The 25286-nt window shown below is 59.1% G+C and carries 25 protein-coding genes; 15 read left to right on the top strand and 10 right to left on the bottom strand.

Features of this window, described 5'->3' with window-relative positions:
* Positions 1-67: 67 nt before the first annotated feature.
* The 3 genes from aegA (at position 68) to ACQUTI_RS06990 (ending at position 3815) form a co-directional block, all read left to right on the top strand.
* Entirely contained in the window at positions 68-2050 is a 1983-nt protein-coding gene (gene aegA / locus ACQUTI_RS07000) for a formate-dependent uric acid utilization protein AegA (RefSeq protein ID WP_004201961.1), read from the top strand.
* 58 nt (positions 2051-2108) lie between these two features.
* Positions 2109-2705, top strand: a complete 597-nt coding sequence (gene nudK, locus ACQUTI_RS06995) for a GDP-mannose pyrophosphatase NudK (RefSeq protein ID WP_153245093.1) — start codon at positions 2109-2111, stop codon at positions 2703-2705.
* Positions 2706-2768: 63 nt separating this feature from the next.
* Complete coding sequence (locus ACQUTI_RS06990) at positions 2769-3815, top strand: DUF1176 domain-containing protein (RefSeq protein ID WP_004201962.1); 1047 nt, start codon at positions 2769-2771, stop codon at positions 3813-3815.
* Here ACQUTI_RS06990 and tkt read toward each other — a convergent pair.
* Both tkt and tal read right to left on the bottom strand, forming a co-directional pair.
* Positions 3805-5799: a transketolase gene (gene tkt, locus ACQUTI_RS06985; protein WP_004201964.1), complete on the bottom strand. Its 1995-nt coding sequence runs from the start codon at positions 5797-5799 to the stop codon at positions 3805-3807. The two genes, ACQUTI_RS06990 and tkt, sit on opposite strands and share 11 nt — an antisense overlap.
* A gap of 16 nt (positions 5800-5815) precedes the next feature.
* Positions 5816-6772: a transaldolase gene (gene tal, locus ACQUTI_RS06980; RefSeq protein ID WP_004201965.1), complete on the bottom strand. Its 957-nt coding sequence runs from the start codon at positions 6770-6772 to the stop codon at positions 5816-5818.
* A gap of 294 nt (positions 6773-7066) precedes the next feature.
* On the opposite strand from tal, the gene maeB reads away from it, so the two are divergent.
* Positions 7067-9346 (top strand): NADP-dependent oxaloacetate-decarboxylating malate dehydrogenase, encoded by a 2280-nt coding sequence (maeB, locus tag ACQUTI_RS06975; protein ID WP_428923226.1) that lies wholly within the window; start codon positions 7067-7069, stop codon positions 9344-9346.
* Between the two features lie 53 nt (positions 9347-9399).
* Here the strand turns inward: maeB and hemF are convergent, their stop codons facing one another.
* Positions 9400-10299, bottom strand: coding sequence for an oxygen-dependent coproporphyrinogen oxidase (gene hemF, locus ACQUTI_RS06970; protein ID WP_023318852.1), 900 nt, complete (start codon positions 10297-10299; stop codon positions 9400-9402).
* The gene (gene amiA, locus ACQUTI_RS06965) at positions 10299-11171 is read right to left on the bottom strand and encodes an N-acetylmuramoyl-L-alanine amidase AmiA (protein WP_004201984.1); all 873 of its coding nucleotides are present in this window, start codon (positions 11169-11171) and stop codon (positions 10299-10301) included. The genes hemF and amiA overlap by 1 nt, the downstream gene beginning before the upstream one ends.
* A gap of 211 nt (positions 11172-11382) precedes the next feature.
* Here amiA and ACQUTI_RS06960 point away from each other — a divergent pair, with 211 nt between their 5' ends.
* The 4 genes from ACQUTI_RS06960 to ACQUTI_RS06945 all read left to right on the top strand — a co-directional run bounded on the left by ACQUTI_RS06960 (position 11383) and on the right by ACQUTI_RS06945 (position 13875).
* Positions 11383-11808: a GNAT family acetyltransferase gene (locus ACQUTI_RS06960; RefSeq protein ID WP_002913637.1), complete on the top strand. Its 426-nt coding sequence runs from the start codon at positions 11383-11385 to the stop codon at positions 11806-11808.
* Positions 11795-12244, top strand: a complete 450-nt coding sequence (locus tag ACQUTI_RS06955) for a DUF2919 domain-containing protein (RefSeq protein ID WP_017900453.1) — start codon at positions 11795-11797, stop codon at positions 12242-12244. The genes ACQUTI_RS06960 and ACQUTI_RS06955 overlap by 14 nt, the downstream gene beginning before the upstream one ends.
* Before the next feature lie 61 nt (positions 12245-12305).
* On the top strand, positions 12306-12881 hold the full coding sequence (locus tag ACQUTI_RS06950) for an RpoE-regulated lipoprotein (protein WP_048295270.1): 576 nt from the start codon (positions 12306-12308) through the stop codon (positions 12879-12881).
* Between the two features lie 94 nt (positions 12882-12975).
* Entirely contained in the window at positions 12976-13875 is a 900-nt protein-coding gene (locus tag ACQUTI_RS06945; protein WP_048295269.1) for a Dyp-type peroxidase, read from the top strand.
* Between the two features lie 227 nt (positions 13876-14102).
* Here ACQUTI_RS06945 and ACQUTI_RS06940 read toward each other — a convergent pair whose 3' ends face one another.
* Entirely contained in the window at positions 14103-14465 is a 363-nt protein-coding gene (locus tag ACQUTI_RS06940; RefSeq protein WP_072061038.1) for an endonuclease domain-containing protein, read from the bottom strand.
* A 200-nt stretch (positions 14466-14665) separates the two neighbouring features.
* Between ACQUTI_RS06940 and cysP the strand changes: the two genes are divergently transcribed.
* The 5 genes from cysP (at position 14666) to cysM (ending at position 19504) form a co-directional block, all read left to right on the top strand.
* Complete coding sequence (cysP, locus tag ACQUTI_RS06935; protein ID WP_017900457.1) at positions 14666-15682, top strand: thiosulfate/sulfate ABC transporter substrate-binding protein CysP; 1017 nt, start codon at positions 14666-14668, stop codon at positions 15680-15682.
* Positions 15682-16515: a sulfate/thiosulfate ABC transporter permease CysT gene (cysT, locus tag ACQUTI_RS06930; RefSeq protein ID WP_002913626.1), complete on the top strand. Its 834-nt coding sequence runs from the start codon at positions 15682-15684 to the stop codon at positions 16513-16515. Before cysP ends, cysT begins: the two co-directional genes overlap by 1 nt.
* Positions 16515-17390, top strand: a complete 876-nt coding sequence (gene cysW, locus ACQUTI_RS06925) for a sulfate/thiosulfate ABC transporter permease CysW (RefSeq protein ID WP_004201990.1) — start codon at positions 16515-16517, stop codon at positions 17388-17390. The genes cysT and cysW overlap by 1 nt, the downstream gene beginning before the upstream one ends.
* Entirely contained in the window at positions 17380-18474 is a 1095-nt protein-coding gene (gene cysA, locus ACQUTI_RS06920; RefSeq protein WP_004201991.1) for a sulfate/thiosulfate ABC transporter ATP-binding protein CysA, read from the top strand. Before cysW ends, cysA begins: the two co-directional genes overlap by 11 nt.
* A gap of 118 nt (positions 18475-18592) precedes the next feature.
* Positions 18593-19504 carry a cysteine synthase CysM gene (gene cysM, locus ACQUTI_RS06915; protein ID WP_004201992.1) on the top strand — a complete coding sequence of 304 codons (912 nt, stop codon included), beginning with the start codon at positions 18593-18595 and terminating at the stop codon, positions 19502-19504.
* Here cysM and ACQUTI_RS06910 read toward each other — a convergent pair.
* Both ACQUTI_RS06910 and ptsJ read right to left on the bottom strand, forming a co-directional pair.
* Positions 19501-19896 carry a YybH family protein gene (locus tag ACQUTI_RS06910; RefSeq protein WP_004201993.1) on the bottom strand — a complete coding sequence of 132 codons (396 nt, stop codon included), beginning with the start codon at positions 19894-19896 and terminating at the stop codon, positions 19501-19503. The two genes, cysM and ACQUTI_RS06910, sit on opposite strands and share 4 nt — an antisense overlap.
* 163 nt (positions 19897-20059) lie before the next feature.
* Positions 20060-21358, bottom strand: a complete 1299-nt coding sequence (gene ptsJ / locus ACQUTI_RS06905; protein WP_122542505.1) for a transcriptional regulator PtsJ — start codon at positions 21356-21358, stop codon at positions 20060-20062.
* An 82-nt stretch (positions 21359-21440) separates the two neighbouring features.
* Between ptsJ and pdxK the strand changes: the two genes are divergently transcribed.
* Positions 21441-22307, top strand: coding sequence for a pyridoxine/pyridoxal/pyridoxamine kinase (gene pdxK, locus ACQUTI_RS06900; RefSeq protein WP_017900459.1), 867 nt, complete (start codon positions 21441-21443; stop codon positions 22305-22307).
* The gene (locus ACQUTI_RS06895) at positions 22304-22543 is read left to right on the top strand and encodes a cytoplasmic protein (RefSeq protein WP_122542503.1); all 240 of its coding nucleotides are present in this window, start codon (positions 22304-22306) and stop codon (positions 22541-22543) included. The genes pdxK and ACQUTI_RS06895 overlap by 4 nt, the downstream gene beginning before the upstream one ends.
* 40 nt (positions 22544-22583) lie before the next feature.
* Here ACQUTI_RS06895 and crr read toward each other — a convergent pair whose 3' ends face one another.
* Genes crr through ptsH form a run of 3 tightly spaced genes read right to left on the bottom strand, consistent with a single transcriptional unit; the run spans position 22584 to position 25165 of the window.
* On the bottom strand, positions 22584-23093 hold the full coding sequence (gene crr / locus ACQUTI_RS06890) for a PTS glucose transporter subunit IIA (RefSeq protein ID WP_000522253.1): 510 nt from the start codon (positions 23091-23093) through the stop codon (positions 22584-22586).
* A 42-nt stretch (positions 23094-23135) separates the two neighbouring features.
* On the bottom strand, positions 23136-24863 hold the full coding sequence (gene ptsI, locus ACQUTI_RS06885; protein ID WP_004201998.1) for a phosphoenolpyruvate-protein phosphotransferase PtsI: 1728 nt from the start codon (positions 24861-24863) through the stop codon (positions 23136-23138).
* Between the two features lie 44 nt (positions 24864-24907).
* A complete protein-coding gene (gene ptsH, locus ACQUTI_RS06880) occupies positions 24908-25165 on the bottom strand; it encodes a phosphocarrier protein Hpr (RefSeq protein WP_002913505.1) in 258 nt (85 codons plus the stop codon).
* Positions 25166-25286: the final 121 nt, after the last annotated feature.

Genomic DNA, 25286 nt, shown 5'->3' with positions numbered 1-25286 from the left:
CGTCTTGTCGGGTAATAAATAGGCATGCGCATTAAGGGGTTATTCACCAATAAGACAAAAGGAAGCCATGAACCACTTTATATTGAGCGATAGCCGAAAATGTATCGGTTGCCAGGCCTGCGAAGTGGCCTGCGTAATGGCGCATAACGAGGAGCAACATGCGCTGACCCCGCAGCGCTTTTTGCCACGTATCACCGTGATTAAAGCAGAGGGGCAGCGTAACGCCATCACCTGCCGCCACTGCGAAGACGCCCCCTGCCTCCGCAGCTGCCCCAACGGCGCCATCGCCCAGACTGGCGACAGCGTTCAGGTCTGTCAGGAGAAATGCATTGGCTGTAAATCCTGCATGGTGGCCTGCCCGTTCGGGGTGATGGAGGTGGTGGTGACGCCGCAGGCCGCAGGCCAGGTGAAAGCCAGCGCGCAGAAATGCGATCTGTGCGCGGGCCGCGAGGCGGGACCGGCCTGTGTGGAAAACTGTCCGGCGCAGGCGCTGACCCTCGCCGACGATGAGACATTGACCACGATGGCCAGGCAGCGGCGTCTGCGTTCGGCCTGCCAGGAGGCGCAGCCGTGGCAGCGCGGCGCGGCCCCCGCCAGACAGCCCGACGCCGGCGAGAAGGTCAGGCAGATGGCGATGACGCCGCCGCGCGGAGAGCCGGATAAGCTGCCGGCGGAGGTGCGCAAGAACCACTTTGAGGAGATCTATCAGCCGTTCAGCCCGACCCAGGCCCGGCAGCAGGCCGCCCGCTGCCTGAAATGTGGAGAACACAGCATCTGTGAATGGACCTGCCCGCTACATAACACTATTCCGCAGTGGGTCGAGCTGGTGAAGGCAGGGGATATCGCCGCCGCGGTCGCCCTGTCCCATCAGACCAACTGTCTGCCGGAGATCACCGGCCGCGTCTGCCCCCAGGACCGGCTGTGTGAGGGCGCCTGCACCCTGCGCGAGGAAAGCGGTGCGGTCACCATCGGCAATATTGAGCGATTTATATCCGACCAGGCGCTGGCCAGTGGCTGGCGTCCGGACCTCTCGCAGATTAAGCTGAACGGTAAACGGGTGGCGATTATCGGCGCCGGGCCGGCCGGTCTGGCCTGCGCCGATGTGCTGGTGCGCCACGGCGTGCAGCCGGTGGTCTTTGACCGTCATCCGGAGATCGGCGGTCTGCTGACCTTCGGCATTCCGGCGTTCAAGCTGGATAAGTCGCTGCTGACCCGGCGGCGGGCGATTTTCAGCGAGATGGGCGTCCGCTTTGAGCTCAACTGCGAGGTGGGGAAAGATATCCCTCTGGCGACGCTGCTGGCCGAGTATGACGCGGTGTTCGTCGGCGCCGGAACCTATCGCTCCATGAAGGCCGGCCTGCCGAATGAAGAGGCCCCCGGGGTCTACGATGCGCTGCCGTTTCTTATCGCCAACACCAAACAGGTGATGGGGCTGGCGGAATCGGCGCAGGAGCCTTATGTCAACACCGCCGGGCTGAACGTGGTGGTGCTGGGGGGCGGCGATACGGCAATGGACTGCGTGCGTACCGCGCTGCGCCATGGCGCCCGCCAGGTGACCTGCGCCTATCGGCGGGATGAAGCCAACATGCCGGGCTCGAAAAAAGAGGTCAAAAACGCCCGCGAAGAGGGGGCGCTTTTTGAGTTTAACGTCCAGCCGGTGACGCTTGAGCTGGACGAGAACGGGCGGGTGAACGGGGTTCGCTTTTTGCGCACCGAGCTGGGTGCTCCGGATGCCGGGGGAAGACGTCGCCCGACGCCGATCCCCGGCAGCGAGTTTGTTATGCCGGCAGATGCGGTGATCATGGCCTTTGGCTTCCACCCGCACCGCATGCCCTGGCTGGAAGCGGCGGGGGTGGCACTGGACAGCCAGGGGCGTATTAAAGCCGGAGTGGAGAGCCGTTACCGTTATCAGACCAGCCAGGAGAAGATTTTTGCCGGCGGCGATGCCGTGCGCGGCGCCGACCTGGTGGTGACGGCGATGGCGGAAGGCCGTCACGCGGCGCAGGGGATCCTTGACTACCTGGGGCTGAAAACGACGCCGCTTCACTGACGACAAACCCGGCTCCGCAGCGTAGTATGAGGGCGTCCTTTTACGCTGTGGGGTCGGTATGTCACTCAATATTCACGTCATTAAAGATAAAATCCTCTCTGAGAACTGGTTCGTACTACGCAACATGACCTATGAGCTGACGCGGGCGGACGGCAGCGTCGTGCGCCACAAGCGCGAGGTCTACGATCGCGGCAATGGCGCCACCGTGCTGCTCTATAACCGCCATAAGCAGACGGTGGTCCTGGTGCGTCAGTTTCGGGTCGCCACCTGGGTCAATGGCAATCATGACGGCATGCTGATTGAAACCTGCGCCGGGCTGCTGGACAACGACGAGCCGGAGGCCTGCATTCGTAAAGAGGCAGTGGAAGAGACCGGCTATGAAGTGGGCGAGGTGCGAAAGCTGTTTGAGCTGTTTATGTCGCCAGGGGGCGTCACCGAAGTGGTGCATTTCTTTATCGCTGAGTACAGCGACGCGCAGCGAACGACCAGCGGCGGCGGGGTGGATGACGAAGCCATCGAGGTGCTGGAGCTGCCCTTTAGCCAGGCGCTGCAGATGGTCGCTGACCGGGAGATCCGCGACGGGAAAGCGGTCATTCTGCTGCAGTATTTGCAAACCTCTGGCCTGATGTCGGGGAACTCTGACAAATCCGATTGAGTCAGCGGCTGCCGTTGTCCAGGATAGGCGCCGTGGTTGGGTTTATCTGGGGTCGGGCGGTTCATGCTTTTTCGCATCATTTTTTTCCTCTTTCTGGCGGTGCTGCCTTGCTCACAGGCATGGTCGGCACCGGCGCAGCAGCGCTTCAACGACTGGCAGGTCACCTGTAATAACCAAAACTTCTGCGTCACCCGCAACGTGGGGCTGCATTATGGTCTGGTGATGACCCTCAGCCGCAGCGCCGGGGCGGCTACTGATGCCAGCCTGCGTATCGAACTGGGCGGCACCGGCAATCCGGTGGCGACGCTCGCGCCGATAGCGCCGCGCCTGCTGCTGGATGGTAAACCGCTGTCCCTGACCGACAAGCGCTGGCGCATTGAAGATAAACTCATTAAAACTGACGACAGCGTGACGATCGATGCGTTCCTCCAGCGGGTACAGGAGGGAAAAACCCTCTCGTTGGCCAACGGCCTGCAGACTATCTCCCTGCAGGGGCTGAAAGCGGCCCTGTTTTTTATCGACGCCCGGCAAAAGCGGGTGGGCAGCGAAACGGCCTGGGTTGGCAAAGGGGAGGAGCCGCCGCTCAGCGTACCGCCTGCGCCGGCGCTGCGCGCGGTGGCGAGCGCAGACATGGCGCAGTCGCCGCTGGGGCGTGATGAGCTCAACGATCTGATGGACTATGGCAATGAGCGGATGAGCAACAGTAACTGCTCCCTCGATCCGTTCCGCCGCGAAATTCGCGTCACTGCCCTGACGGATGACAAAGTGCTGCTAATGACCAGCTGCGAATCCGGGGCGTACAACACCGTCTGGCTGGCCTGGCTGGTCTCCCGCCAGCGCCCGTATGTCGCCCGCCAGGTGCGGCTAACGCTGCCATTTCAGCCGCCGGGCGAGGCGCCGCGGGAGATAGAGCTAATTAACGCCAGCTATGATGACCGCCGCCATGAGCTGGTGACCCTGGACAAGGGGCGCGCGTCTGGCGATTGCGGGATCCAGACCCGCTGGCGTTTTGACGGCCAGCGGTTCAGCCTCTCCCGCTACGCGCAGCAGCCGACGTGCGACAACTGGCAGGGGCCAGACGCCTGGCCCACGCTGTGGATCACCCGTTAAGCACCTGTTCGGCGGTGGCGACGATATGGTCGACCGTAAAGCCAAAGAACGGGAACAGCTGCTCCGCCGGGGCGGATTCACCGTAGCCGGTCATGCCGACAATCTTGCCTTTTAAGCCGACATATTTATACCAGTAGTCCGCTATCCCGGCCTCGACCGCCACCCGGGCGCTGACGTCCGACGGCAGCACCGACTCGCGCCAGGCCTCGTCCTGAGCGTCAAACACATCGGTGGAGGGGAGCGAAACCACTCGCACATTCACCCCGTTGGCCAACAATTTTTCCGCCGCCAGGACGGTGATCTCCACTTCCGAGCCGGTGGCGATGAGGATCAGGTCGGGTTTGCCTCCGGCATCCTTCAGCACGTAGCCGCCCCGGGCGATATCCTGCACCTGTTGCGGGGTGCGCGGCATCTGCGCCAGGTTTTGTCGCGACAGGATCAGCGCCGTCGGTCCGCCCTGACGCGCGATGGCCGCCTGCCAGGCGACAGCGGTCTCCACCTGGTCGCATGGGCGCCAGGTGCTGAAGTTGGGCGTCAGCCGCAGACTGGCCAGCTGTTCCACCGCCTGGTGGGTCGGACCGTCTTCCCCCAGACCGATGGAGTCATGGGTATAGACCATGATCTGCCGGGCCTTCATCAGCGCCGCCATGCGCGCGGCGTTGCGGGCGTATTCCACAAACATCAGGAAGGTCGAGGTATAGGGGATGAATCCCCCGTGTAGGGCGATGCCGTTGGCCACCGCGGTCATGCCGAATTCGCGCACGCCGTAGTGAATATAGTTGCCCGCGGCATCCTCTTTAATCGATGTCGAGCCAGACCATATGGTCAGGTTACTCGGCGCCAGATCCGCCGAACCGCCCAGCAGCTCCGGGAGGTGCGGGCCATACGCGTTCAGCGCGTTCTGCGAGGCTTTCCGGCTGGCGATCTTCGCCGGCTCGGCCTGCAGCTTCGCCACGTAGTCGCGGGCGGTCGCGGCAAAATCCTCCGGCAGGGCGCCATCCATGCGGCGGGTCAGCTCAGCGGCCAGCTCCGGGAACTGCTGCCGGTAGGCGGCGAATTTCTCGTTCCAGTCGTGCTCGGCTTTTTCGCCGCGTGGACGCGCATCCCAGCCCTGATAGATCTCTTTCGGGATCTCAAAGGGGGGATGTTTCCAGCCCAGCTGCTGGCGGGCCAGGGCCACCTCTTTTTCACCCAGCGCCGCGCCGTGCGACTCCTCTGAGCCGGCTTTGTTGGGCGAACCGAAGCCGATGATGGTCCGACAAATGATCAGCGACGGCTTATCTTTCACCGCCTGCGCTTCCGTAATGGCCTGTTTGATGGCCTGCGGATCGTGGCCGTCAATGTCGCCGATCACGTGCCAGTGGTAGGCGCGGAAACGTTCTGCCGTATCATCGGTAAACCAGCCGTCGGTTTTGCCGTCGATGGAGATGCCGTTGTGGTCGTAAAAACCGATCAGCTTGCCCAGTCCGAGCGTGCCTGCCAGCGAACAGGCCTCATGGGAGATCCCCTCCATCAGACAACCATCGCCCATGAAAACCCAGGTGTGATGGTCGATAATCTCATGACCGGGGCGGTTAAACTGCGCCGCCAGGGTGCGTTCGGCGATGGCCATACCGACGGCGTTCGCCAGCCCCTGGCCCAGCGGGCCGGTGGTGGTCTCCACCCCGGGGGTATACCCATGCTCCGGGTGACCCGGCGTTTTAGAGTGCAGCTGGCGGAACTGCTTCAGCTCTGACAGCGGCAGATCGTAGCCGGACAGGTGCAGCAGACTGTAGAGCAGCATCGACGCGTGGCCGTTGGACAGAATAAAACGGTCGCGGTCCACCCAGCCAGGGTTCTGCGGATTGTGCTTGAGAAAATCGTTCCACAGCACTTCGGCAATGTCTGCCATCCCCATTGGCGCACCGGGGTGGCCGGAATTGGCTTTCTGCACCGCGTCCATGCTCAGGGCGCGGATGGCGTTGGCAAGCTCTCTTCGGGACATAGTTTTCTCCGTGAGACTAAAGTGACAGTTTGGCGGCAAGCAGATCTTCCAGTTTGCGTTGATCGACGGCGAACAGGCGGATACCCTCCGCCAGCTTTTCGACCGCCATCGGATCCTGATTATGTTCCCAGCGGAACTCCGCCTCGCTGAGCGGCACCGGGCGCGGCAGGATCTGGCTGGCAGGGATCAGTTTGCGCACCACCGGGGCGTCGCTGGCCTGCAGCTCTTTTAACAGGGGCGGGGCGATGGTCAGCCGGTCGCAGCCGACCAGGGCAAGGATCTGCTCGGTGCGGCGGAAGCTGGCGCCCATCACGATGGTGTTGTATTTGTGCTGTTTGAAGTAGTCATAGATATTGCGCACGGATTTCACCCCCGGATCTTCCTCAACCACGTAAGGATCCAGCGGTTTGCGCGCCTGATACCAGTCATAAATACGTCCGACGAAAGGGGAGATCAGATAGACCCCGGCTTCGGCGCAGGCCCGGGCCTGGGCGAAGGAAAACAGCAGCGTCAGGTTGCAGTGGATCCCCTCTTTTTCCAGGGTCTCGGCGGCACGGATCCCCTCCCAGGTGGAGGCCAGCTTGATCAGGATCCGTGACTTATCAATGCCCATCTCCTGATACAGCGCCACCAGATGGCGCGCTTTCTCGATGCTCTTCTCCCGGTTGAAGGAGAGCCGGGCGTCTACCTCGGTGGAAACCCGGCCCGGAATGCTTTTGAGGATCTCCGCGCCAAAATTGACCGCCAGCTTATCGCAGGCGTGAGTCACCTGCGCTTCACGGCCGCCTCCTTGCTTTTTCGCCCAGGCGATCGCGTCGTCAATGAGTCCGCTATAGGACGCCAGGCCGGCGGCCTTCAGCAGCAGGGAGGGGTTAGTGGTGGCATCTTCCGGATGGTAGTGGCGGATGGATTCGATGTCGCCGCTGTCGGCGACCACGGTGGTGAACTGCTTGATACTGTCTAGCTGATTCATAGATAAGTCCTCCTGGAACAAGGTGTTACATGAGTGCTTGCCGGTATGCGGTATAAATATTGATGAGGTACATAACCAAAAAGCATAGCAGACGGGGCTATTATTGGCGGCGAATCCGGGTAACATAACCGCTATAAATTGATAACAACCAGATCATAGCGATGGCCAGAGTTTGGCGGTGTTCAAAGTTTATCGCCCCGCCAGGAGGGATACTGTCTGCCACTGAAAGGTGAACGACAGGATGGTCATCACGCTTTTTCCCTACGAACGATACGTGAAAGAAAGGAATATAAAATGGATGAGCAGTTAAAACAGAGCGCCCTCGACTTCCACGAATTTCCGGTTCCCGGAAAAATCCAGGTCTCGCCGACCAAACCTCTCGCCACCCAGCGCGATCTGGCGCTGGCCTACTCGCCGGGCGTCGCGGCCCCCTGTCTGGAAATTGAAAAAGATCCGCTGGCGGCCTACAAATATACCGCCCGCGGCAACCTGGTGGCGGTGGTCTCCAACGGCACCGCGGTGCTGGGACTCGGCAACATCGGCGCGCTGGCCGGCAAGCCGGTGATGGAGGGCAAAGGCGTCCTGTTTAAGAAATTCGCCGGCATCGATGTGTTTGATATCGAAGTCGATGAGCTGGACCCGGATAAATTCATTAACGTCGTCGCCGCCCTCGAGCCGACCTTCGGCGGTATCAACCTCGAAGATATTAAAGCGCCTGAGTGTTTCTACATTGAGCAGCAGCTGCGCGAGCGGATGAATATTCCGGTTTTCCACGACGATCAGCACGGCACGGCGATCATCAGCACCGCGGCGATCCTCAACGGCCTGCGCGTCGTTGAGAAGAATCTGTCCGACGTGCGGATGGTGGTCTCCGGCGCCGGGGCGGCGGCAATTGCCTGCATGAACCTGCTGGTGGCGCTGGGGATGCAAAAGCACAACATCGTGGTCTGCGATTCGAAAGGCGTTATCTATAAGGATCGTGAGCCCAACATGGCGGAAACCAAAGCGGCCTATGCAGTGGAAGACGACGGCAAACGCACCCTCGATGACGTGATCGACGGCGCGGACATTTTCCTCGGCTGCTCCGGTCCGAAAGTGCTGACCCCGGAGATGGTGAAGAAGATGGCGCGCGCGCCGCTGATCCTCGCCCTGGCCAATCCGGAGCCGGAAATTCTGCCGCCGCTGGCGAAGCAGGTCCGCGATGATGCCATCATCTGCACCGGCCGCTCCGACTATCCTAACCAGGTCAACAACGTGCTCTGCTTCCCGTTCATCTTCCGCGGCGCGCTGGACGTCGGCGCGACGGCGATCAACGAAGAGATGAAGCTGGCGGCGGTGCATGCCATTGCCGAGCTGGCCCACGCTGAGCAGAGCGAAGTGGTGGCCTCCGCCTACGGCGATCAGGATTTAAGCTTTGGCCCGGACTACATCATTCCGAAACCGTTCGACCCGCGGCTGATCGTCAAGATCGCCCCCGCGGTGGCGAATGCGGCGATGGACTCCGGCGTGGCGACGCGCCCGATCGCTGATTTTGACGCCTATATCGAGAAGCTGAGCGAGTTCGTCTATAAGACCAACCTGTTTATGAAGCCTATCTTCTCTCAGGCGCGCAAAGAGCCGAAGCGTGTGGTGCTGGCGGAAGGGGAGGAGACCCGGGTGCTGCACGCCACCCAGGAGCTGGTGTCGCTGGGGCTGGCCAAACCGATTCTGGTGGGCCGCCCAAGCGTGATTGAAATGCGCATCCAGAAGCTGGGCCTGCAGATCAAGGCCGGCGTTGACTTCGAGATCGTCAATAATGAATCCGACCCGCGGTTTAAAGAGTACTGGAGCGAGTACTATCAGCTGATGAAGCGCCGCGGCATTACCCAGGAGCAGGCGCAGCGGGCGGTGATTAGCAACACCACAGTGATTGGCGCCATCATGGTTCACCGTGGCGAAGCGGATGCGATGATCTGCGGGACTATCGGCGAATATCATGACCACTACCGCGTGGTGCAGCCGCTGTTCGGCTATCGCGACGGCGTCAGCACCGCCGGGGCGATGAATGCGCTGCTGCTGCCGAGTGGTAACACCTTTATCGCCGATACCTATGTCAATCACGATCCCTCGCCGGAAGAGCTGGCAGAGATCACCCTGATGGCGGCGGAAAGCGTGCGTCGCTTTGGTATTGAGCCGCGGGTGGCGTTGCTGTCGCACTCCAACTTTGGCTCTGCCGACTGCCCGTCAGCCAGCAAGATGCGTAAAACCCTGGAGCTGGTGAAGGCCCGCGCCCCGGAGCTGATGATCGATGGTGAAATGCATGGCGACGCCGCGCTGGTGGAAAGCATCCGCAACGATCGCATGCCGGACAGCCCGCTGAAAGGGTCGGCCAATATTCTGGTGATGCCGAATATGGAAGCCGCCCGGATCAGCTATAACCTGCTGCGCGTCTCCAGTTCGGAAGGGGTAACCGTCGGGCCGGTGCTGATGGGAGTCGCGAAGCCGGTGCATATTCTGACGCCGATCGCCTCCGTGCGTCGCATCGTGAATATGGTGGCGCTGGCGGTTGTCGAAGCGCAAACCGAACCGCTGTAAACGTCATAAAAAAGCCCCGGTACTCCGGGGCTTTTGGTCTGAATTGGCTTCGTTTAGATCCAAGCTTTCACTTTAATAAACTCGCTCAGCGCCGCTTCGGGGCTGCCGGCCTCCGGCTGGTAATCATATTCCCAGCGTACCAGCGGCGGCATCGACATCAGAATCGATTCCGTCCTACCGCCGGTCTGCAGACCGAACAGGGTGCCGCGGTCCCAGACCAGATTGAATTCGACATAACGGCCGCGGCGATAGAGCTGAAAATGGCGCTCGCGCTCGCCGTACGGCGTGGCTTTTCGGCGTTCGACGATGGGTAAATAGGCATCAGCATAGCCGTTCCCGACCGCCTGCATAAAGGCGAAGCAGTGGTCAAAATCCGGGGTGTTCAGGTCGTCAAAGAACAGACCGCCGATGCCGCGCTGCTCCTGGCGGTGCTTGAGATAGAAGTACTCATCGCACCATTTTTTATAGCGCGGATAGACTTCCTCGCCGAACGGCAGACACAGATCGCGGGCGGTACGATGCCAATGGACGGCATCCTCTTCAAAGCCGTAGTAGGGGGTTAAATCAAAGCCACCGCCGAACCACCACACCGGGTCGGCGCCGGGCTTCTCGGCAATAAAGAACCGCACGTTGGCATGGCTGGTGGGCACATAGGGGTTCAGCGGATGAACCACCAGCGAGACGCCCATGGCTTCAAAGCTGCGTCCGGCCAGCTCCGGGCGGTGGGCCGTGGCGGAGGCAGGCATGGCGTCGCCATGGACGTGGGAGAAGTTGACCCCGGCCTGTTCGAACACATTGCCCTCGCGCAGCACCCGGCTGCGTCCGCCGCCGCCGCCTTCCCGCTGCCAGGCGTCTTCAATAAACGGCGCGCCATCTACGGCGCTCAGCTGCTGACAGAGGCTGTCCTGCAGCTGGAGCAGAAAAGTTTTAACCTGCGCGGCATCGGGTTTCATTAACGTCTCTTCGAATGGGCTTTCTGGTTATCGAACCAGTGGAAATAGCTGATAATGCCGTTGGCAATCGCGGTGGCGATTTTCTGCCGGAAGGCGGTGGTGCCGAGCAGTTTCTCCTCGTTCGGGTTAGTAATGAACGAGGTTTCCACCAGCACGGACGGTATGGACGGCGACTTCAGCACCACGAACGCCGCCTGTTCGGTATTGCGGCTGTGTAGCTTATGCACCGGCTTGATCTTTTTGAGGATATGCGAGCCCAGCGTCAGGCTGTTTTTAATGGTGTCGGTCTGCACCAGATCGAACAGCACCTGCTGCAGCAGATGGTCTTTATCCGTCGCTTTCTTACCGGCGACCTCGTCGGCGCGGTTTTCGCGATCGGAGAGGTATTTCGCCATGGCGCTACTCGCCCCGCGGTTTGACAGGGCGAACACCGAGGCGCCGGCGGCGCTCGGGTTGGTGAAGCCGTCGGCGTGGATCGACATAAACAGATCGGCGCCGTGCTGATGGGCAATCTCCACGCGGTCATACAGCGGGATAAAGGTATCGCCGGTGCGGGTCAAGCGGGCGTCAATGCCGTTGCTGCGCAAGATGCTGCGCACGTTCTTAGCGATCGCCAGTACCACATGCTTCTCTTTCGAGCCATTATGGCCGATAGCCCCGGTGTCGATGCCGCCGTGGCCCGGGTCGAGCATCACAATGCGGCGGGCGCCGGCCTTTTTGGCGGCGGGTTTGCTGTGTCCATTTGATGTTTTCAGTGGCTGCTCTTTTGCGCTGACCTGTGCAGTGACGCCGCTCAGCGTCATGGCAGCCAGCCCGGCTTTCAGCACCTGACGGCGCGAAGCAAGTATTTTTAAGGGTTTAAAAGTGCTCATTCGGCCTGAATTGTAAACAAGTGATGTCCAATGTTATATCGTATCGCGTTTGCCGTTACGACCATTCAAAATAAGAATTGTTTTACTTTTCATTTCAATACATGACAAAGTCATATTATGCCATTTTTTGTCGCTGATTTCGCCTGATATTGGCTATCAGTCATATTCGCGCCATAATCACTGTTTTTAACCGTCAATGGTGGGGAATACCATGGAGATTCGCGTTTTTCGCCAGCAGGATTTCGAAGAGGTTGTGACGCTGTGGGAGCGTTGCGATCTGCTGCGTCCCTGGAACGATCCGGAGATGGATATTGAGCGCAAGCTGAATCACGATGTCAGCCTGTTCCTGGTGGCGGAAGTGAACGGCGAAGTCGTCGGTACGGTGATGGGCGGATATGACGGCCATCGCGGGTCGGCCTACTATCTGGGGGTCCATCCGGAATATCGCGGCCGGGGTATCGCGAACGCGTTGCTCAACCGTCTGGAGAAAAAGCTGATTGCTCGCGGCTGCCCGAAAATCAATATTATGGTCCGCGAGGACAACGACGTGGTGCAGGGGATGTATGAGCGGCTGGGCTATGAGTACGCCGATGTTCTGACCCTGGGCAAACGCCTGATTGAAGATGAAGAATACTGAGTTTATCCCCGCCGATTTTGATGCCCATGGCCGTCTGCGCCTGCCTTTTCTTTTCTGGTGCGTACTGTTGTTACAGGCCCGCACGTGGGTGCTGTTCTTGATGGCCGGCGCGTCGCGCCAGCAGGGCGATGCGATTCTGAATCTGTTCTATCCCGATCACGACCGCTTCTGGCTCGGTTTACTTCCCGGCGTGCCGGCGGTGCTGGCCTTTCTGCTTAGCGGCTATCGTCAGCGCCTGCCGCGCCTGTGGCGGGCGATGCGCTGGCTGCTGGTGCTATCGCAAGTGCTGCTGTTGCTCTGGCAGCCGATGCTATGGCTGAGCGGCGAATCGCCCTCATCGCTGACCATTGCGCTGCTGGTCGCGGATGGCTATGCCCTGTGGTGGCTGGCAACCAGCCGTCGCCTCGGCGCCTGTTTTCGCCAGACTAGCTTTTAATGGCACTTTTTACCGATCGTGAACTCCAACATGCGTTGAATGACTCAGAAAGGATTGTGAAATGAAATCGCTACGTGTAATGCTCTGCGCGCTTCCGCTGGCGCTCACCGGCTGCTCAACGATGAGCGCGGTCAACTGGTCGGCGGCCTATCCGTGGAACTGGTTTGGTTCTTCCACCGAGGTGACCGAGCAGGGGGTGGGTAAACTGACGGCGTCCACGCCGCTCAACGAACAGGCCATTAGCGATGCCCTGGGGGGCGACTATCGTTTGCGCAGCGGAATGAAGACCGATAAGGGCAATATCGTCCACTACTTTGAAGCGCTGAAAGACAACAGTGTGGCGCTGACCATCAATGGCGACAACGGCGCCATCAGCCGGATTGAGGTGCGTGATGCCGAAATCAAAACCGCCAGCGGCGTGAAAATCGGCACACCGTTCAGCGATCTGTACAGCAAAGCCTTCGGCAACTGCCAGAAAGGCAGCAATGACAACGGGGCGGTCGTCGAGTGTCAGGCCGAGGGGAGCCAGCATATCAGTTACGCCTTCACCGGCCACTGGAGCGGCCCGGACGAACTGATGCCCTCCGACGATACGCTGAAAAACTGGAAGGTCAGCAAAATTATCTGGCGTCGCTAAATTGATCTGAAGAGACACGACGGCCCTGAAAAACGGTTACAATGGCGCGTTAGCAACGCGACAGCGTTGTGGTTGCATCATTTCAGGAGGAGCGATGTCTCAGGTTCAGAGCGGCATTTTGCCGGAACATTGCCGCGCGGCGATTTGGATTGAAGCCAATGTCAAAGGGGACGTTAACGCCCTGCGCGAAGCGAGCAAAATTTTTGTCGATAAAGTGGCCACCTTTCAGGCTAAATTCCCTGACGCCAAACTCGGTGCCGTGGTGGCGTTCGGCAATAACGTCTGGCGTCAGCTGAGCGGCAGCGAAGGGGCGGAAGAGTTAAAAGATTTTCCGGTCTACGGCAAAGGGCTGGCGCCGTCCACCCAGTATGACCTGCTGATTCATATTTTATCCGCCCGCCATGAAGTGAACTTCTCGGTGGCGCAGGCCGCGCTGGCCGCCTTTGGCGACGCTATCGAGGTGAAAGAAGAGATCCACGGCTTCCGCTGGGTGGAAGAGCGTGACCTCAGCGGCTTCGTCGACGGCACCGAAAACCCGGCGGGGGAAGAAACCCGTCGTGAAGTGGCGGTGATCAAAGACGGCGTGGACGCGGGCGGCAGCTACGTGTTCGTCCAGCGCTGGGAGCATAATCTCAAACAGCTGAACCGCATGAGCGTGCCGGATCAGGAGATGATGATCGGCCGCACCAAGGAAGCCAATGAAGAGATCGATGGCGACGAACGTCCGGTCACGTCGCACCTGAGCCGCGTTGACTTAAAAGAAGATGGCAAAGGGCTGAAAATTGTTCGCCAGAGCCTGCCGTATGGCACCGCCAGCGGTACCCATGGCCTCTATTTTTGCGCTTACTGCGCGCGTCTGTACAACATCGAGCAGCAGCTGCTGAGCATGTTCGGCGATACCGACGGCAAACGCGACGCGATGCTGCGCTTCACCAAACCAGTGACCGGCGGCTATTACTTCGCGCCGTCGCTTGAGCGTATTCAGGCGCTGTAATGTTGCCCCTCACCCTAACCCTCTGCCCAAAGGGGAGAGGGGACGGTACGGTGCGGTTATGGAATCTGCGTGTGGACTCTCTTTCTCCCTCTCGCTGAGGGAGAGGGAACCGTTCGGTGCGGTTATGGAATCTGCGTGTGGACTCTCTTTCTCCCTCTCGTTGAGGGAGAGGGAACCGTTCGGTGCGGTTATGGAATCTGCGTGCGGACTCTCTTTCTCCCTCTCCCTCAGGGAGAGGGGCGGGGTGAGGGCATTGGCGACTCAAGCGCTTCAAGTATCCGCTCCATCACCGCCTCTTCATACTCTTCAAACTCATTATTCCAGAAGCGTAAAACCCGCCATCCCTGACTCTGTAGCCAGCGGGTACGGCGAACATCGTAGACGCGTCTCTGATCGTGTTGACCGCCGTCAAGTTCAATCGCCAGCCGTGTTGCGCAGCAGGCAAAATAGAGAATATAGGGGCCAACGGGATGCTGGCGGCGAAACTTATAGCAAGCAAAACGGCGGTTGCGCAGTAAGTACCATAGTCGACGTTCTGTTGGCGTTAAGCTACGTCTGAGCTGACGAGCAAATATCTGTGTGTTTTTCATATAAACACAGTGCGCGCCTGGCTGCCGTTTGTCACAATGACACGTCTAATCTGCGAGCCGCTTTCAGCTAAGCTTTGCCAGGTGCTTATTCCCTTTTCGACTTCCAAATCGCCAAACGGTATATAAAACCGTTACTCCTTTCGTACCCGTTATAAATATGATGATCATCAGTAAATGATCATTTTTGATAAGGGTGCGCAATGGCCGTTAAATCACTGAAAAAAGGATATCTGGCGCTGGCGGCTTCCCTGCTGCTGGTGGCGCAGGCGCAGGCGACGGAGCTGCTGAACAGCTCCTATGATGTCTCCCGCGAGCTGTTTGCCGCCCTTAACCCGCCTTTTGAGCAGCAGTGGGCGAAGGACAATGGTGGAGACAAGCTGACCATCAAGCAGTCGCACGCCGGCTCTTCCAAGCAGGCGCTGGCGATCCTGCAGGGCCTGAAGGCGGACGTGGTGACCTACAACCAGGTGACGGACGTGCAGATCCTGCATGACAAAGGCAACCTGATCCCGGCCGACTGGCAAAGCCGCCTGCCAAACAACAGCTCGCCGTTCTATTCGACGATGGGCTTCCTGGTGCGCAAAGGCAACCCGAAAAACATTCATGACTGGAACGACCTGGTCCGCTCTGACGTTAAGCTGATCTTCCCGAACCCGAAAACCTCGGGCAACGCGCGGTACACCTACCTGGCGGCCTGGGGCGCGGCGGATAAAGCCGACGGTGGCGATAAAGCCAAAACCGAACAGTTTATGACCCAGTTCCTGAAGAACGTCGAAGTCTTCGACACCGGCGGACGCGGGGCGACCACTACCTTCGCCGAGCGCGGCCTGGGCGATGTGCTGATCAGTTTCGAGTCGGAAGTGAACAATATTCGCAAGCAGTATGAGGCGCAGGGATTTGAAGTGGTGATCCCGAAAACCAACATTCTGGCGGAGTTCCCGGTGGCCTGGGTGGATAAAAACGTCAAAGCCAACGGCACGGAAAAGGCGGCGAAAGCCTATCTGAACTGGCTCTACAGCCCGCAGGCGCAGACCATCATTACCGACTACTACTATCGGGTAAACAACCCGAAAGTGATGGATTCGCTGAAGGATAAATTCCCGCAGACCGAACTGTTCCGCGTGGAGGACAAGTTTGGCTCCTGGCCTGAGGTGATGAAAACCCACTTCGCCAGCGGCGGCGAACTGGACAAACTGCTGGCGGCGGGGCGTAAGTAATGTTTGCTGTGTCGTCCAAGCGCGTGCTGCCGGGCTTTACCCTGAGCCTCGGCACCAGCCTGCTGTTTGTCTGTCTGATTTTGTTATTACCGCTCAGCGCGCTGGTGATGCAGCTGGCGCAGATGAGCTGGGCGCAGTACTGGGATGTGATCACCAACCCGCAGGTGGTGGCGGCCTATAAGGTGACCCTGCTGTCGGCGTTCGTGGCCTCGATTTTTAACGGCGTCTTCGGTCTGCTGATGGCGTGGATCCTTACCCGCTATCGTTTTCCGGGCCGCACGCTGCTGGATGCCTTAATGGACCTGCCGTTTGCGCTGCCGACGGCGGTAGCCGGCCTGACCCTGGCCTCGCTGTTTTCGGTAAACGGCATTTACGGGGAATGGCTGGCGAAGTTCGATATTAAAGTGACCTATACCTGGCTCGGTATCGCCGTGGCGATGGCTTTCACCAGCATCCCGTTCGTGGTGCGTACCGTGCAGCCGGTGCTGGAAGAGCTGGGACCGGAATATGAAGAGGCAGCGGAAACGCTGGGCGCCACGCGCTGGCAGAGTTTCCGCAAGGTGGTCCTGCCGGAGCTGTCGCCGGCGCTGCTGGCGGGCATCGCTCTGTCGTTTACCCGCAGCCTCGGCGAATTCGGCGCGGTGATTTTTATCGCCGGCAACATCGCGTGGAAGACGGAAGTGACGTCGCTGATGATCTTTATTCGTCTGCAGGAGTTTGACTATCCGGCGGCGAGCGCCATCGCCTCGGTGATCCTGGCCGCCTCGCTGCTGCTGTTGTTTTCCATCAATACCCTGCAGAGTCGCTTTGGTCGACGCGTGGTAGGTCACTAATGGCGGAAGTTACTCAATTGAAACGCTACGACGCGCCCCGCATCAACTGGGGCAAATGGTTTCTGATTGGCGTCGGGATGCTGGTTTCCGCCTTCATCCTTGTGGTGCCGATGCTCTACATCTTCATCCAGGCCTTCAGCAAAGGGTTAATGCCGGTGCTGGAAAACCTGGCGAACCCGGACATGCTGCACGCCATCTGGCTGACGGTGATGATCGCCTTGATTACCGTGCCGGTGAACCTGGTGTTCGGGACCTTGCTGGCCTGGCTGGTCACGCGCTTTACGTTCCCGGGACGCCAGCTGCTGTTGACGATGCTGGATATCCCGTTCGCCGTCTCGCCAGTGGTCGCGGGTCTGGTTTATCTGCTGTTCTACGGCTCTAACGGTCCGCTGGGCGGCTGGCTTGATGCACATAATCTGCAAATCATGTTCGCCTGGCCGGGCATGGTGCTGGCGACGATCTTTGTCACCTGTCCGTTTGTGGTGCGTGAGCTGGTGCCGGTGATGATGAGTCAGGGCAGCCATGAAGATGAGGCGGCGGTATTGCTGGGGGCTTCCGGATGGCAGATGTTCCGCCGGGTGACGTTGCCCAATATTCGCTGGGCGCTGCTGTACGGCGTGGTGTTGACCAACGCCCGCGCCATCGGCGAATTCGGCGCGGTATCGGTGGTCTCCGGTTCGATCCGCGGAGAAACGCTGTCGCTGCCGCTGCAAATTGAATTACTGGAGCAGGATTACAACACCGTCGGCTCGTTTACCGCCGCGGCCCTGCTGACGTTAATGGCTATTCTGACCCTGTTTTTAAAGAGTATGTTGCAATGGCGTCTGGCCAACCAGGAAAAACGCGCGCAACAGGAGGGAAATCATGAGCATTGAGATTGCCAATATTAAGAAATCGTTTGGTCGCACCCAGGTGCTGAATGATATCTCGCTGGATATCCCTTCCGGACAAATGGTCGCGCTGCTGGGGCCTTCCGGCTCCGGGAAAACTACCCTGCTGCGGATTATCGCCGGGCTGGAGCATCAGACCAGCGGTCATATCCGCTTCCACGGCACCGACGTCAGCCGGATGCACGCCCGCGACCGTAAAGTGGGCTTCGTCTTCCAGCACTATGCGCTGTTCCGCCATATGACGGTGTTCGATAACATCGCTTTTGGCCTGACCGTGCTGCCGCGCCGTGAACGACCCAATGCGGCGGCGATTAAAGCCAAAGTGACCAAACTGCTGGAGATGGTGCAGCTGGCTCACCTGGCGGATCGCTATCCGGCGCAGCTGTCCGGTGGTCAGAAGCAGCGCGTGGCGCTGGCGCGCGCCCTGGCGGTAGAGCCGCAAATTCTGCTGCTGGATGAACCTTTCGGCGCGCTGGATGCGCAGGTGCGTAAAGAGCTGCGCCGCTGGCTGCGTCAGCTGCATGAAGAGCTAAAATTTACCAGCGTGTTCGTCACCCACGATCAGGAAGAGGCGATGGAAGTTGCCGACCGGGTGGTGGTGATGAGCCAGGGCAACATCGAACAAGCCGATGCGCCTGAACGCGTGTGGCGTGAGCCGTCCACCCGCTTCGTGCTGGAGTTCATGGGGGAAGTGAATCGTCTGCAGGGGGTTATCCGCGGCGGACAGTTCCACGTTGGCGCCCACCGCTGGCCGTTAGGCTATACCCCGGCATACCAGGGGCCGGTGGATCTGTTCCTGCGTCCGTGGGAAGTGGACATCAGCCGCCGAACCAGCCTGGATTCGCCGCTGCCGGTGCAGGTCCTGGAGGCCAGTCCGAAAGGACACTACACCCAATTAGTCGTCCAGCCTCTGGGGTGGTATGACGAACCGCTGAGCGTGGTGTTAACGGGCGATGAGGCGCCGTCCCGCGGCGAACGGCTGTTCGTCGGGCTGCAAAACGCGCGCCTGTACAACGGTACCGAGCGTATCGAGCCACGCGGCGAGCTTGCTCTGGCGCAGTCGGCCTGATAGCTTAAATCCATGTGCTTTTGCCGGGTGAGGTTGTGCTTACCCGGTCTGAAATTATCACGCGTCTGGTAGGCCGGGTAAGCGAAGCGCCGCCCGGCTTTTTTATTGAGTAAACATCGTGAATACACTCGAACACACCATCGGCAATACCCCTCTGGTCAAACTTCAGCGTCTCGGACCGGACAACGGCAGCGAAATCTGGGTCAAACTCGAAGGCAATAATCCGGCCGGTTCGGTGAAAGATCGCGCTGCGCTGTCGATGATCGTCGAAGCGGAAAAGCGCGGCGAAATTCAGCCCGGCGACGTGCTGATCGAAGCGACCAGCGGCAACACCGGTATCGCGCTGGCGATGATCGCCGCGCTGAAAGGCTACCGGATGAAGCTGCTGATGCCCGACAACATGAGCCAGGAGCGCCGGGCCGCGATGCGCGCCTACGGCGCCGAGCTGATCCTGGTCACCAAAGAGCAGGGGATGGAGGGGGCTCGCGACCTGGCCCTCGAGATGGCTCAGCGCGGGGAGGGCAAACTGCTCGATCAGTTTAACAACCCGGACAACCCCTACGCCCACTACACCACCACCGGGCCGGAAATCTGGCAGCAGACCGCAGGGCGTATCACCCACTTTGTCTCCAGTATGGGGACCACCGGCACCATTACCGGCGTGTCACGATTTCTGCGCGAACAGAGTAAACCGGTGACCATCGTCGGCCTGCAGCCGGAGGAGGGCAGCAGTATTCCCGGGATCCGCCGCTGGCCGGCAGAGTATATGCCGGGGATCTTTAACGCTTCGCTGGTGGATGCGGTGCTGGATATTCATCAGCAGGATGCCGAGAACACCATGCGTCAGCTGGCGGTGCGGGAAGGCATTTTCTGCGGCGTCAGCTCTGGCGGCGCGGTAGCCGGGGCGTTACGTATCGCCCGCGAAAATCCAGGAGCGGTGGTTGTGGCGATCGTCTGCGATCGCGGCGATCGCTACCTCTCCACCGGCGTGTTCGGCGAGGAACACTTTAGCCAGGGAGCGGGTATTTAATCATCGAGCAGGTCGGTGCCGTAGGAGTTATCGACCGTGCACAACCAGCGCTCCCCCTGCTTCTGAAAGACATAGGTTGCGCGTCGCGTAACCTGTGTTATTCCCTGTGCCGTCGGGATATCCAGCCGGGTCTCCATAATCACCAGCGCATTGCCGCCGCCCTCAATGACCTCCATTTTCCCCTGGGTCACTATCAGCCGGTGCTGGAAATAGTCGGCAATGGCGATAAACGCTTTGCGGATATTCTCTTTCCCTCTGACCACCATGCCCGGTTTGACGACCAGCGCGGCGTCTTCCGCGTAATAGCCCATCAGGGTATCGTAATCTTCCTGCGAGATAGCGCGGTCGCAGGCTTCGATGACTGCTTTTAGGGTCAGGTCAATGTGATGCATCTCTGGTGCTCCTTATTGTGAGCGATGTGTCCGCCACCGTGAGCGTTTCATCCGTTTCGACGATCCGGGCATGCAGGTAAGACTACGCCTGTTTTCGTTTATTTTTACAGTAACTTGTCGGCAGTAGCTACCACTCCCCGATGCGTTCGACGCACTGCCTGCGTCAGGGAGCGTCTAAGACCTGGGCTATATCGGCCGCCAGGCGGGCAATCTCATTGTCATTCAGGCGGCCCAGCGACAGGCGTAGCCCGTGGGAGGGCGTACGAATGCCAAACACCTCCCCCTCGCGGACCAGCCAGCCGGCGCGGGCCAGGCGTAAGGCGTAGGGCTGGCTCGCCGTTGGCAGCGGCAGCCAGAAATTAAGGCCGTCGCCAGGCGTAGCATGGCTGTAGCCGTGCCGGGCCAGCGCTGCCGCCAGTTTCTCATTCTGCTGGCGATAGTGACGGCGGGTTTCCGTCATCGAGGCGATAAACGCCTCATCGGTGAGACAGGCCAGCGTCAGATCCTGCAGCAGATGACTGACCCACTGGCTGCCGGCGTTAAGCCGCAGGCGCAGCGCCGAGGAGGTGTCGATATCGCTGGCGATAAAGGCCAGCCGCAGGTCTGGCCCGAGGGTTTTTGACATCGAACGCACCACCGCCCAGCGCTGGGTGCTCGCGGGCAGAGGAGAAAACCAGGGCGTAGCCGACAGCAGGGCAAAATGGTCATCGACGATCGCCAGCACCTGCGGATAACGGACCAGCACCTCCCGCAGGGCATGCGCCCGGGTTTCCGTCAGGCTACAGCCGGTAGGATTGTGCGCGCGCGGGGTTAAGATCACCGCCCGCGCGCCGTTGCGTAACGCCTCCTCCAGCCCGACAGGATCCATCCCCTCGGCATCCACCGCCACCGGGCAGGGGGTAAAGCCAGCGTAACGCACCATATTGATGCTGCTAAGAAAACAAGGATCTTCAACCACCACGCCGTCGCCGGGGAGTAGCAAGGCGCAGAGCAGACGCTCCAGCGCGTCAATCGCCCCGCTGGCGAGGTTCAGGGCAAAGGGAACGGTTATCTCCCCGGCAAACCATGCCTCAGCCCATTCGCCAAGCTGCGGCTCGATGGGGGCATCGCCATACAGGTGGGGCGTGCGGGCAATTTGGCCCAGATAGCGTGCTAAATCAGGCAGTCTGGCGGGGTCCGGATTGCCGCTGGAGAGATCGTTCAGCGGCGTCGTGGGGTCACCGCCCTCCAGCGCCGGCAGCGGATCCCGTGCTTTGATGGCCGTGCCGTTTCGTCCCTGGCTCACGGCCAGACCAGATGTCACCAGCCGTTTATAGGCGGCGGCGACGGTATTGCGATTCACCGCCAGCTGGCTGGCGAGCTCGCGTACCGGCGGCAGAACTTCTCCGGGCTGCAAGCCACCGCTCTGCACCAGATGGCGGATATGATCGAAGATATCGCTGGCGGTTTTTCCGGCAAACATTATTGACCTATGACAAAATGAAATTTAGCATAGGACGAATCATAATCAGAGCGTGACCCGCTGTCCAGCGGGGGGAGAAAAGATGGGCCAGCAAGATGACATACAATCAGTGCTCTTTCACGACAAAAGCCGGGCGTCGGAAGTCGATATCGTCGCCGTGCAGTCGCAGGTAGTTTACGGCAGCGTCGGCAACAGCATCGCGGTACCGGCGATTAAACAGCACGGTTTGCGCGTGCTGGCGGTGCCGACGGTGCTGTTCAGCAATACGCCCCATTATGAGACGTTCTATGGCGGCATTATCCCGGAGGAGTGGTTTGTCGGGTACCTGCAGGCGCTTGAGGAGCGCGACGCGTTGCGCGAACTGCGTGCGGTGACCACCGGCTATATGGGCAACGCCGTGCAAATTGAACGCCTGGCGCAGTGGCTAACGCGGGTCCGTGACCGCCATCCCGATCTCTGTATTCTGGTGGATCCGGTGATTGGCGATGTCGACAGCGGCATCTACGTCAAGGCCGAGATCCCGGAAGCCTATCGTCAGCACCTGCTGCCGCTGGCGCAAGGGATCACCCCTAATCTGTTTGAGCTGGAGACGCTGAGCGGCCGGCGCTGTCGCAATCAGCAGGAGGCGGTCGCCGCGGCTCGAAGCCTGCTGTCGGACAGTCTCAAGTGGGTGGTGATCACCAGCGCGCCAGGAGAGGCCGCTTCGACAATCAATGTGCTGGTGGTGACGGCCGATGCAGTGCAGGTGGTGGTTCACCCGCGGGTGGAGACGGACTTGAAGGGTACCGGCGATCTGTTTTGCGCTGAGCTGGTGAGCGGGTTGCTTTCGGGCCTGGCGCTGGGGGCAGCGACGGAAGCAGCCGCCCAGCGCGTGCTGGAGGTGATGAACTGGACTGCCGCGCAGGGGTGTGACGAACTGATCCTGCCGCCGCTGGAGCAACAGAGATGAAAAGCTATCGGTTAGTGATCCGTCAGCAGGGACGCATTGTTGGTCATTTTGATACCACAGGGGAGGCGGCGCTGGAGGATGCCTGCGTGGCGCGGTCGCTGTTCGGCCTGGCCGGAGGATATCAGTGCGAACTGCTGGTCTCTGACGGCGAGCGGCACATTCTGGAGAGCACCCCGGAAGGATTGCGTCTCTTATCTCGCGAAAAATGCTATCAGCCGGTGACCCACGCGATATAAAAAAATGGCGCCTTTCGGCGCCATTTCTATGCAGCAATCATTACTTCTTGATGCGGATTACCGGGGTTTCACCCACGGTCACGCTACCGGACAGTTTGATCAGCTCTTTGATCTCGTCCATGTTGGAGATAACCACCGGAGTCAGGGTAGACTTGGCTTTCTCTTCCAGCAGCGGCAGATCGAATTCGATAACCGGGTCGCCGACTTTCACGCGCTGGCCTTCTTCAGCGATACGCTTGAAGCCTTCGCCTTTCAGTTCAACGGTATCAATACCGAAGTGAACGAACAGCTCGATGCCGCTATCAGATTCAATAGAGAACGCATGGTTGGTTTCGAAAATTTTACCAATGGTACCGTCTACCGGCGCGACCATTTTGTTGCCGGTCGGTTTGATGGCAATCCCATCGCCCACAATTTTTTCCGCAAAAACCACATCCGGCACGTCTTCAATGTTGACGATCTCACCGGAGAGGGGAGCAACAATCTCAATAGTTCCGGTGTCTTTCTTGTCATCAGAAACCAGAGATTTCAATTTATCAAACAAACCCATGATCTTCTCCTAAGCAGTAATTTGGGCCGCGCATCTCGTGGATTAGCAGATTGTTTTTTCTTCAATGAACTTGTTAACCAGCGTCATTAACTCGTCCGTTGTCGGTTGAGCAAGAGCCTGCTCTGCTAATACTTTCGCATCTTCGAAGTTCGTGTTACGAATAATCTTCTTGATGCGCGGGATGGAAATGGCGCTCATAGAGAATTCGTCCAGCCCCATACCCAGCAACAGAAGTGTAGCACGTTCATCGCCCGCAAGCTCACCGCACATGCCAGTCCATTTACCTTCAGCGTGAGAAGCATCAATAACTTGCTTAATCAGATTCAGTACAGACGGTGACATCGGCTGGTAAAGATGTGAAATCATATCATTACCACGGTCAACTGCCAGAGTATATTGCGTTAAATCATTGGTGCCGATACTAAAGAAATCAACTTCTTTGGCCAGATGACGAGCAATGGTCGCCGCAGCCGGTGTTTCCACCATCACGCCGATCTCAATGGATTCGTCAAATGCTTTACCTTCGTCACGCAGTTCCTGTTTGTAGATTTCGATCTCTTTCTTCAGCGCACGCACTTCTTCAACAGAGATGATCATCGGGAACATAATGCGCAGCTTACCGAAAGCGGAGGCACGCAGGATGGCGCGAACCTGATCGCGGAGGATCTCTTTACGATCCATGGCGATACGCACGGCACGCCAGCCGAGGAACGGGTTCTCTTCTTTCGGGAAGTTCATATACGGCAGCTCTTTGTCGCCGCCGATGTCCATGGTACGCACGATAACGGCCTGAGAGCCACAGGCTTCAGCCACCGCTTTATAAGCCGCAAACTGCTCTTCTTCGGTTGGCAGCGCGTCGCGATCCATGAACAGGAATTCAGTACGATACAGGCCTACGCCTTCGGCGCCGTTGCGCTCAGCACCTTCGACGTCGCGAACGGTACCGATGTTGGCGCACACTTCAACCTGATGGCCGTCGAGAGTAATCGCCGGCAGATCTTTCAGTTTCGCCAGTTCGGCTTTTTCTTCCGCAACCTGAGCCTGCAGATTACGCAGCGCTTCAATTTGCTCGTTAGACGGGTTGATCAGAACCTGGTTGTTCACCGCGTCGAGAATCAGATAGTCGCCGTTTTTCACCTGCGCCGTGATGCTGCCGGTGCCCACGATGGCCGGCAGTTCCAGGGAACGCGCCATGATGGAGGTGTGGGAGGTACGGCCGCCCGCGTCGGTGATGAAACCCAGCACTTTTTTCAGGTTCAGCTGTGCGGTTTCAGACGGGGTCAGATCGGCGGCGACGAGGATGACTTCATCCTGAATCGCGCTCAGATCGATGATAGCCAGACCAAGGATGTTGCGCAGCAGGCGCTTACCGATATCACGTACGTCAGCCGCACGTTCTTTCAGGTATTCATCGTCCAGCTCTTCCAGGGCAGTGGCCTGACCGTCGATAACTTCATTGGCTGCCGCGTCGGCAGTCATGTGCTTATCTTTAATCAGGGCTATGATTTCCTGCTCAAGCTCCTCATCTTCCAGCAGCATAATATGCCCTTCGAAGATGGCTTCTTTTTCTTCACCGAAAGTTTCACCAGCTTTGGTTTTGATGACCTCCAGCTGGGCGGAGGCCTTGGCGCGGCCGCTCAGGAAACGTTCGACTTCCTGATCAACCTTATCGGCAGAAATTTTCTTCCGGTCGATGACAATTTCATCTTCCTTCAGCAGCAGTGCTTTGCCGAAGGCGATACCCGGGGATGCTAAAATGCCTGAAATCATAACCCTACCTTACTTGTGACTGATATGAAAAAGAACCCGTGAACTTACTCGAGTTCAGCCATCAGTTTAACCAGATGCTCAACAGCTTTCTGCTCATCTTCGCCTTCCGCGGAGAGGGTCACTACGGTGCCCTGGGTCAGGCCCAGAGTCTGCAGTTTGAACAGGCTTTTGGCGCTGGCGCTTTTGCCGTTGGAGGTTACAGTGATCTCAGAAGTGAAGCCTTTAGCTTCTTTAACAAACTGAGCAGCAGGGCGGGTGTGCAGACCGTTCGGAGCGGTAATGGTAACTTCTTGCTGGAACATTATATTTCCCCAACTTATAGGTTTAGTGTTGTGGACCTAAAGTCTAGTCTAACGACTCGACTTTAGCCTGTATTGTTAGCGCCGGCGTTACGTTTCCGGCCTTGGCGTCGGCAGCGCCTGG

The sequence above is a fragment of the Klebsiella sp. 7-CIP_Kleb. genome (genome assembly GCF_050378655.1).
In the GTDB taxonomy this organism is placed as follows: Bacteria; Pseudomonadota; Gammaproteobacteria; order Enterobacterales; family Enterobacteriaceae; genus Klebsiella; species Klebsiella quasipneumoniae.
The sequence above is the reverse complement of the archived record's forward strand: the minus strand, read 5'-3'. Positions and strand labels throughout refer to the sequence as shown.

Excerpts from the sequence above, each read along its gene's own strand:
- aegA (WP_004201961.1), top strand. The coding sequence starts at position 68 with ATGAACCACTTTATATTGAGCGATAGCCGAAAATGTATCGGTTGCCAG.
- nudK (WP_153245093.1), top strand. The coding sequence starts at position 2,109 with ATGTCACTCAATATTCACGTCATTAAAGATAAAATCCTCTCTGAGAAC.
- ACQUTI_RS06990 (WP_004201962.1), top strand. The coding sequence starts at position 2,769 with ATGCTTTTTCGCATCATTTTTTTCCTCTTTCTGGCGGTGCTGCCTTGC.
- tkt (WP_004201964.1), bottom strand. The coding sequence starts at position 5,799 with ATGTCCCGAAGAGAGCTTGCCAACGCCATCCGCGCCCTGAGCATGGAC.
- tal (WP_004201965.1), bottom strand. The coding sequence starts at position 6,772 with ATGAATCAGCTAGACAGTATCAAGCAGTTCACCACCGTGGTCGCCGAC.
- maeB (WP_428923226.1), top strand. The coding sequence starts at position 7,067 with ATGGATGAGCAGTTAAAACAGAGCGCCCTCGACTTCCACGAATTTCCG.
- hemF (WP_023318852.1), bottom strand. The coding sequence starts at position 10,299 with ATGAAACCCGATGCCGCGCAGGTTAAAACTTTTCTGCTCCAGCTGCAG.
- amiA (WP_004201984.1), bottom strand. The coding sequence starts at position 11,171 with ATGAGCACTTTTAAACCCTTAAAAATACTTGCTTCGCGCCGTCAGGTG.
- ACQUTI_RS06960 (WP_002913637.1), top strand. The coding sequence starts at position 11,383 with ATGGAGATTCGCGTTTTTCGCCAGCAGGATTTCGAAGAGGTTGTGACG.
- ACQUTI_RS06955 (WP_017900453.1), top strand. The coding sequence starts at position 11,795 with ATGAAGAATACTGAGTTTATCCCCGCCGATTTTGATGCCCATGGCCGT.
- ACQUTI_RS06950 (WP_048295270.1), top strand. The coding sequence starts at position 12,306 with ATGAAATCGCTACGTGTAATGCTCTGCGCGCTTCCGCTGGCGCTCACC.
- ACQUTI_RS06945 (WP_048295269.1), top strand. The coding sequence starts at position 12,976 with ATGTCTCAGGTTCAGAGCGGCATTTTGCCGGAACATTGCCGCGCGGCG.
- ACQUTI_RS06940 (WP_072061038.1), bottom strand. The coding sequence starts at position 14,465 with ATGAAAAACACACAGATATTTGCTCGTCAGCTCAGACGTAGCTTAACG.
- cysP (WP_017900457.1), top strand. The coding sequence starts at position 14,666 with ATGGCCGTTAAATCACTGAAAAAAGGATATCTGGCGCTGGCGGCTTCC.
- cysT (WP_002913626.1), top strand. The coding sequence starts at position 15,682 with ATGTTTGCTGTGTCGTCCAAGCGCGTGCTGCCGGGCTTTACCCTGAGC.
- cysW (WP_004201990.1), top strand. The coding sequence starts at position 16,515 with ATGGCGGAAGTTACTCAATTGAAACGCTACGACGCGCCCCGCATCAAC.
- cysA (WP_004201991.1), top strand. The coding sequence starts at position 17,380 with ATGAGCATTGAGATTGCCAATATTAAGAAATCGTTTGGTCGCACCCAG.
- ACQUTI_RS06910 (WP_004201993.1), bottom strand. The coding sequence starts at position 19,896 with ATGCATCACATTGACCTGACCCTAAAAGCAGTCATCGAAGCCTGCGAC.
- ptsJ (WP_122542505.1), bottom strand. The coding sequence starts at position 21,358 with ATGTTTGCCGGAAAAACCGCCAGCGATATCTTCGATCATATCCGCCAT.
- pdxK (WP_017900459.1), top strand. The coding sequence starts at position 21,441 with ATGGGCCAGCAAGATGACATACAATCAGTGCTCTTTCACGACAAAAGC.
- ACQUTI_RS06895 (WP_122542503.1), top strand. The coding sequence starts at position 22,304 with ATGAAAAGCTATCGGTTAGTGATCCGTCAGCAGGGACGCATTGTTGGT.
- crr (WP_000522253.1), bottom strand. The coding sequence starts at position 23,093 with ATGGGTTTGTTTGATAAATTGAAATCTCTGGTTTCTGATGACAAGAAA.
- ptsI (WP_004201998.1), bottom strand. The coding sequence starts at position 24,863 with ATGATTTCAGGCATTTTAGCATCCCCGGGTATCGCCTTCGGCAAAGCA.
- ptsH (WP_002913505.1), bottom strand. The coding sequence starts at position 25,165 with ATGTTCCAGCAAGAAGTTACCATTACCGCTCCGAACGGTCTGCACACC.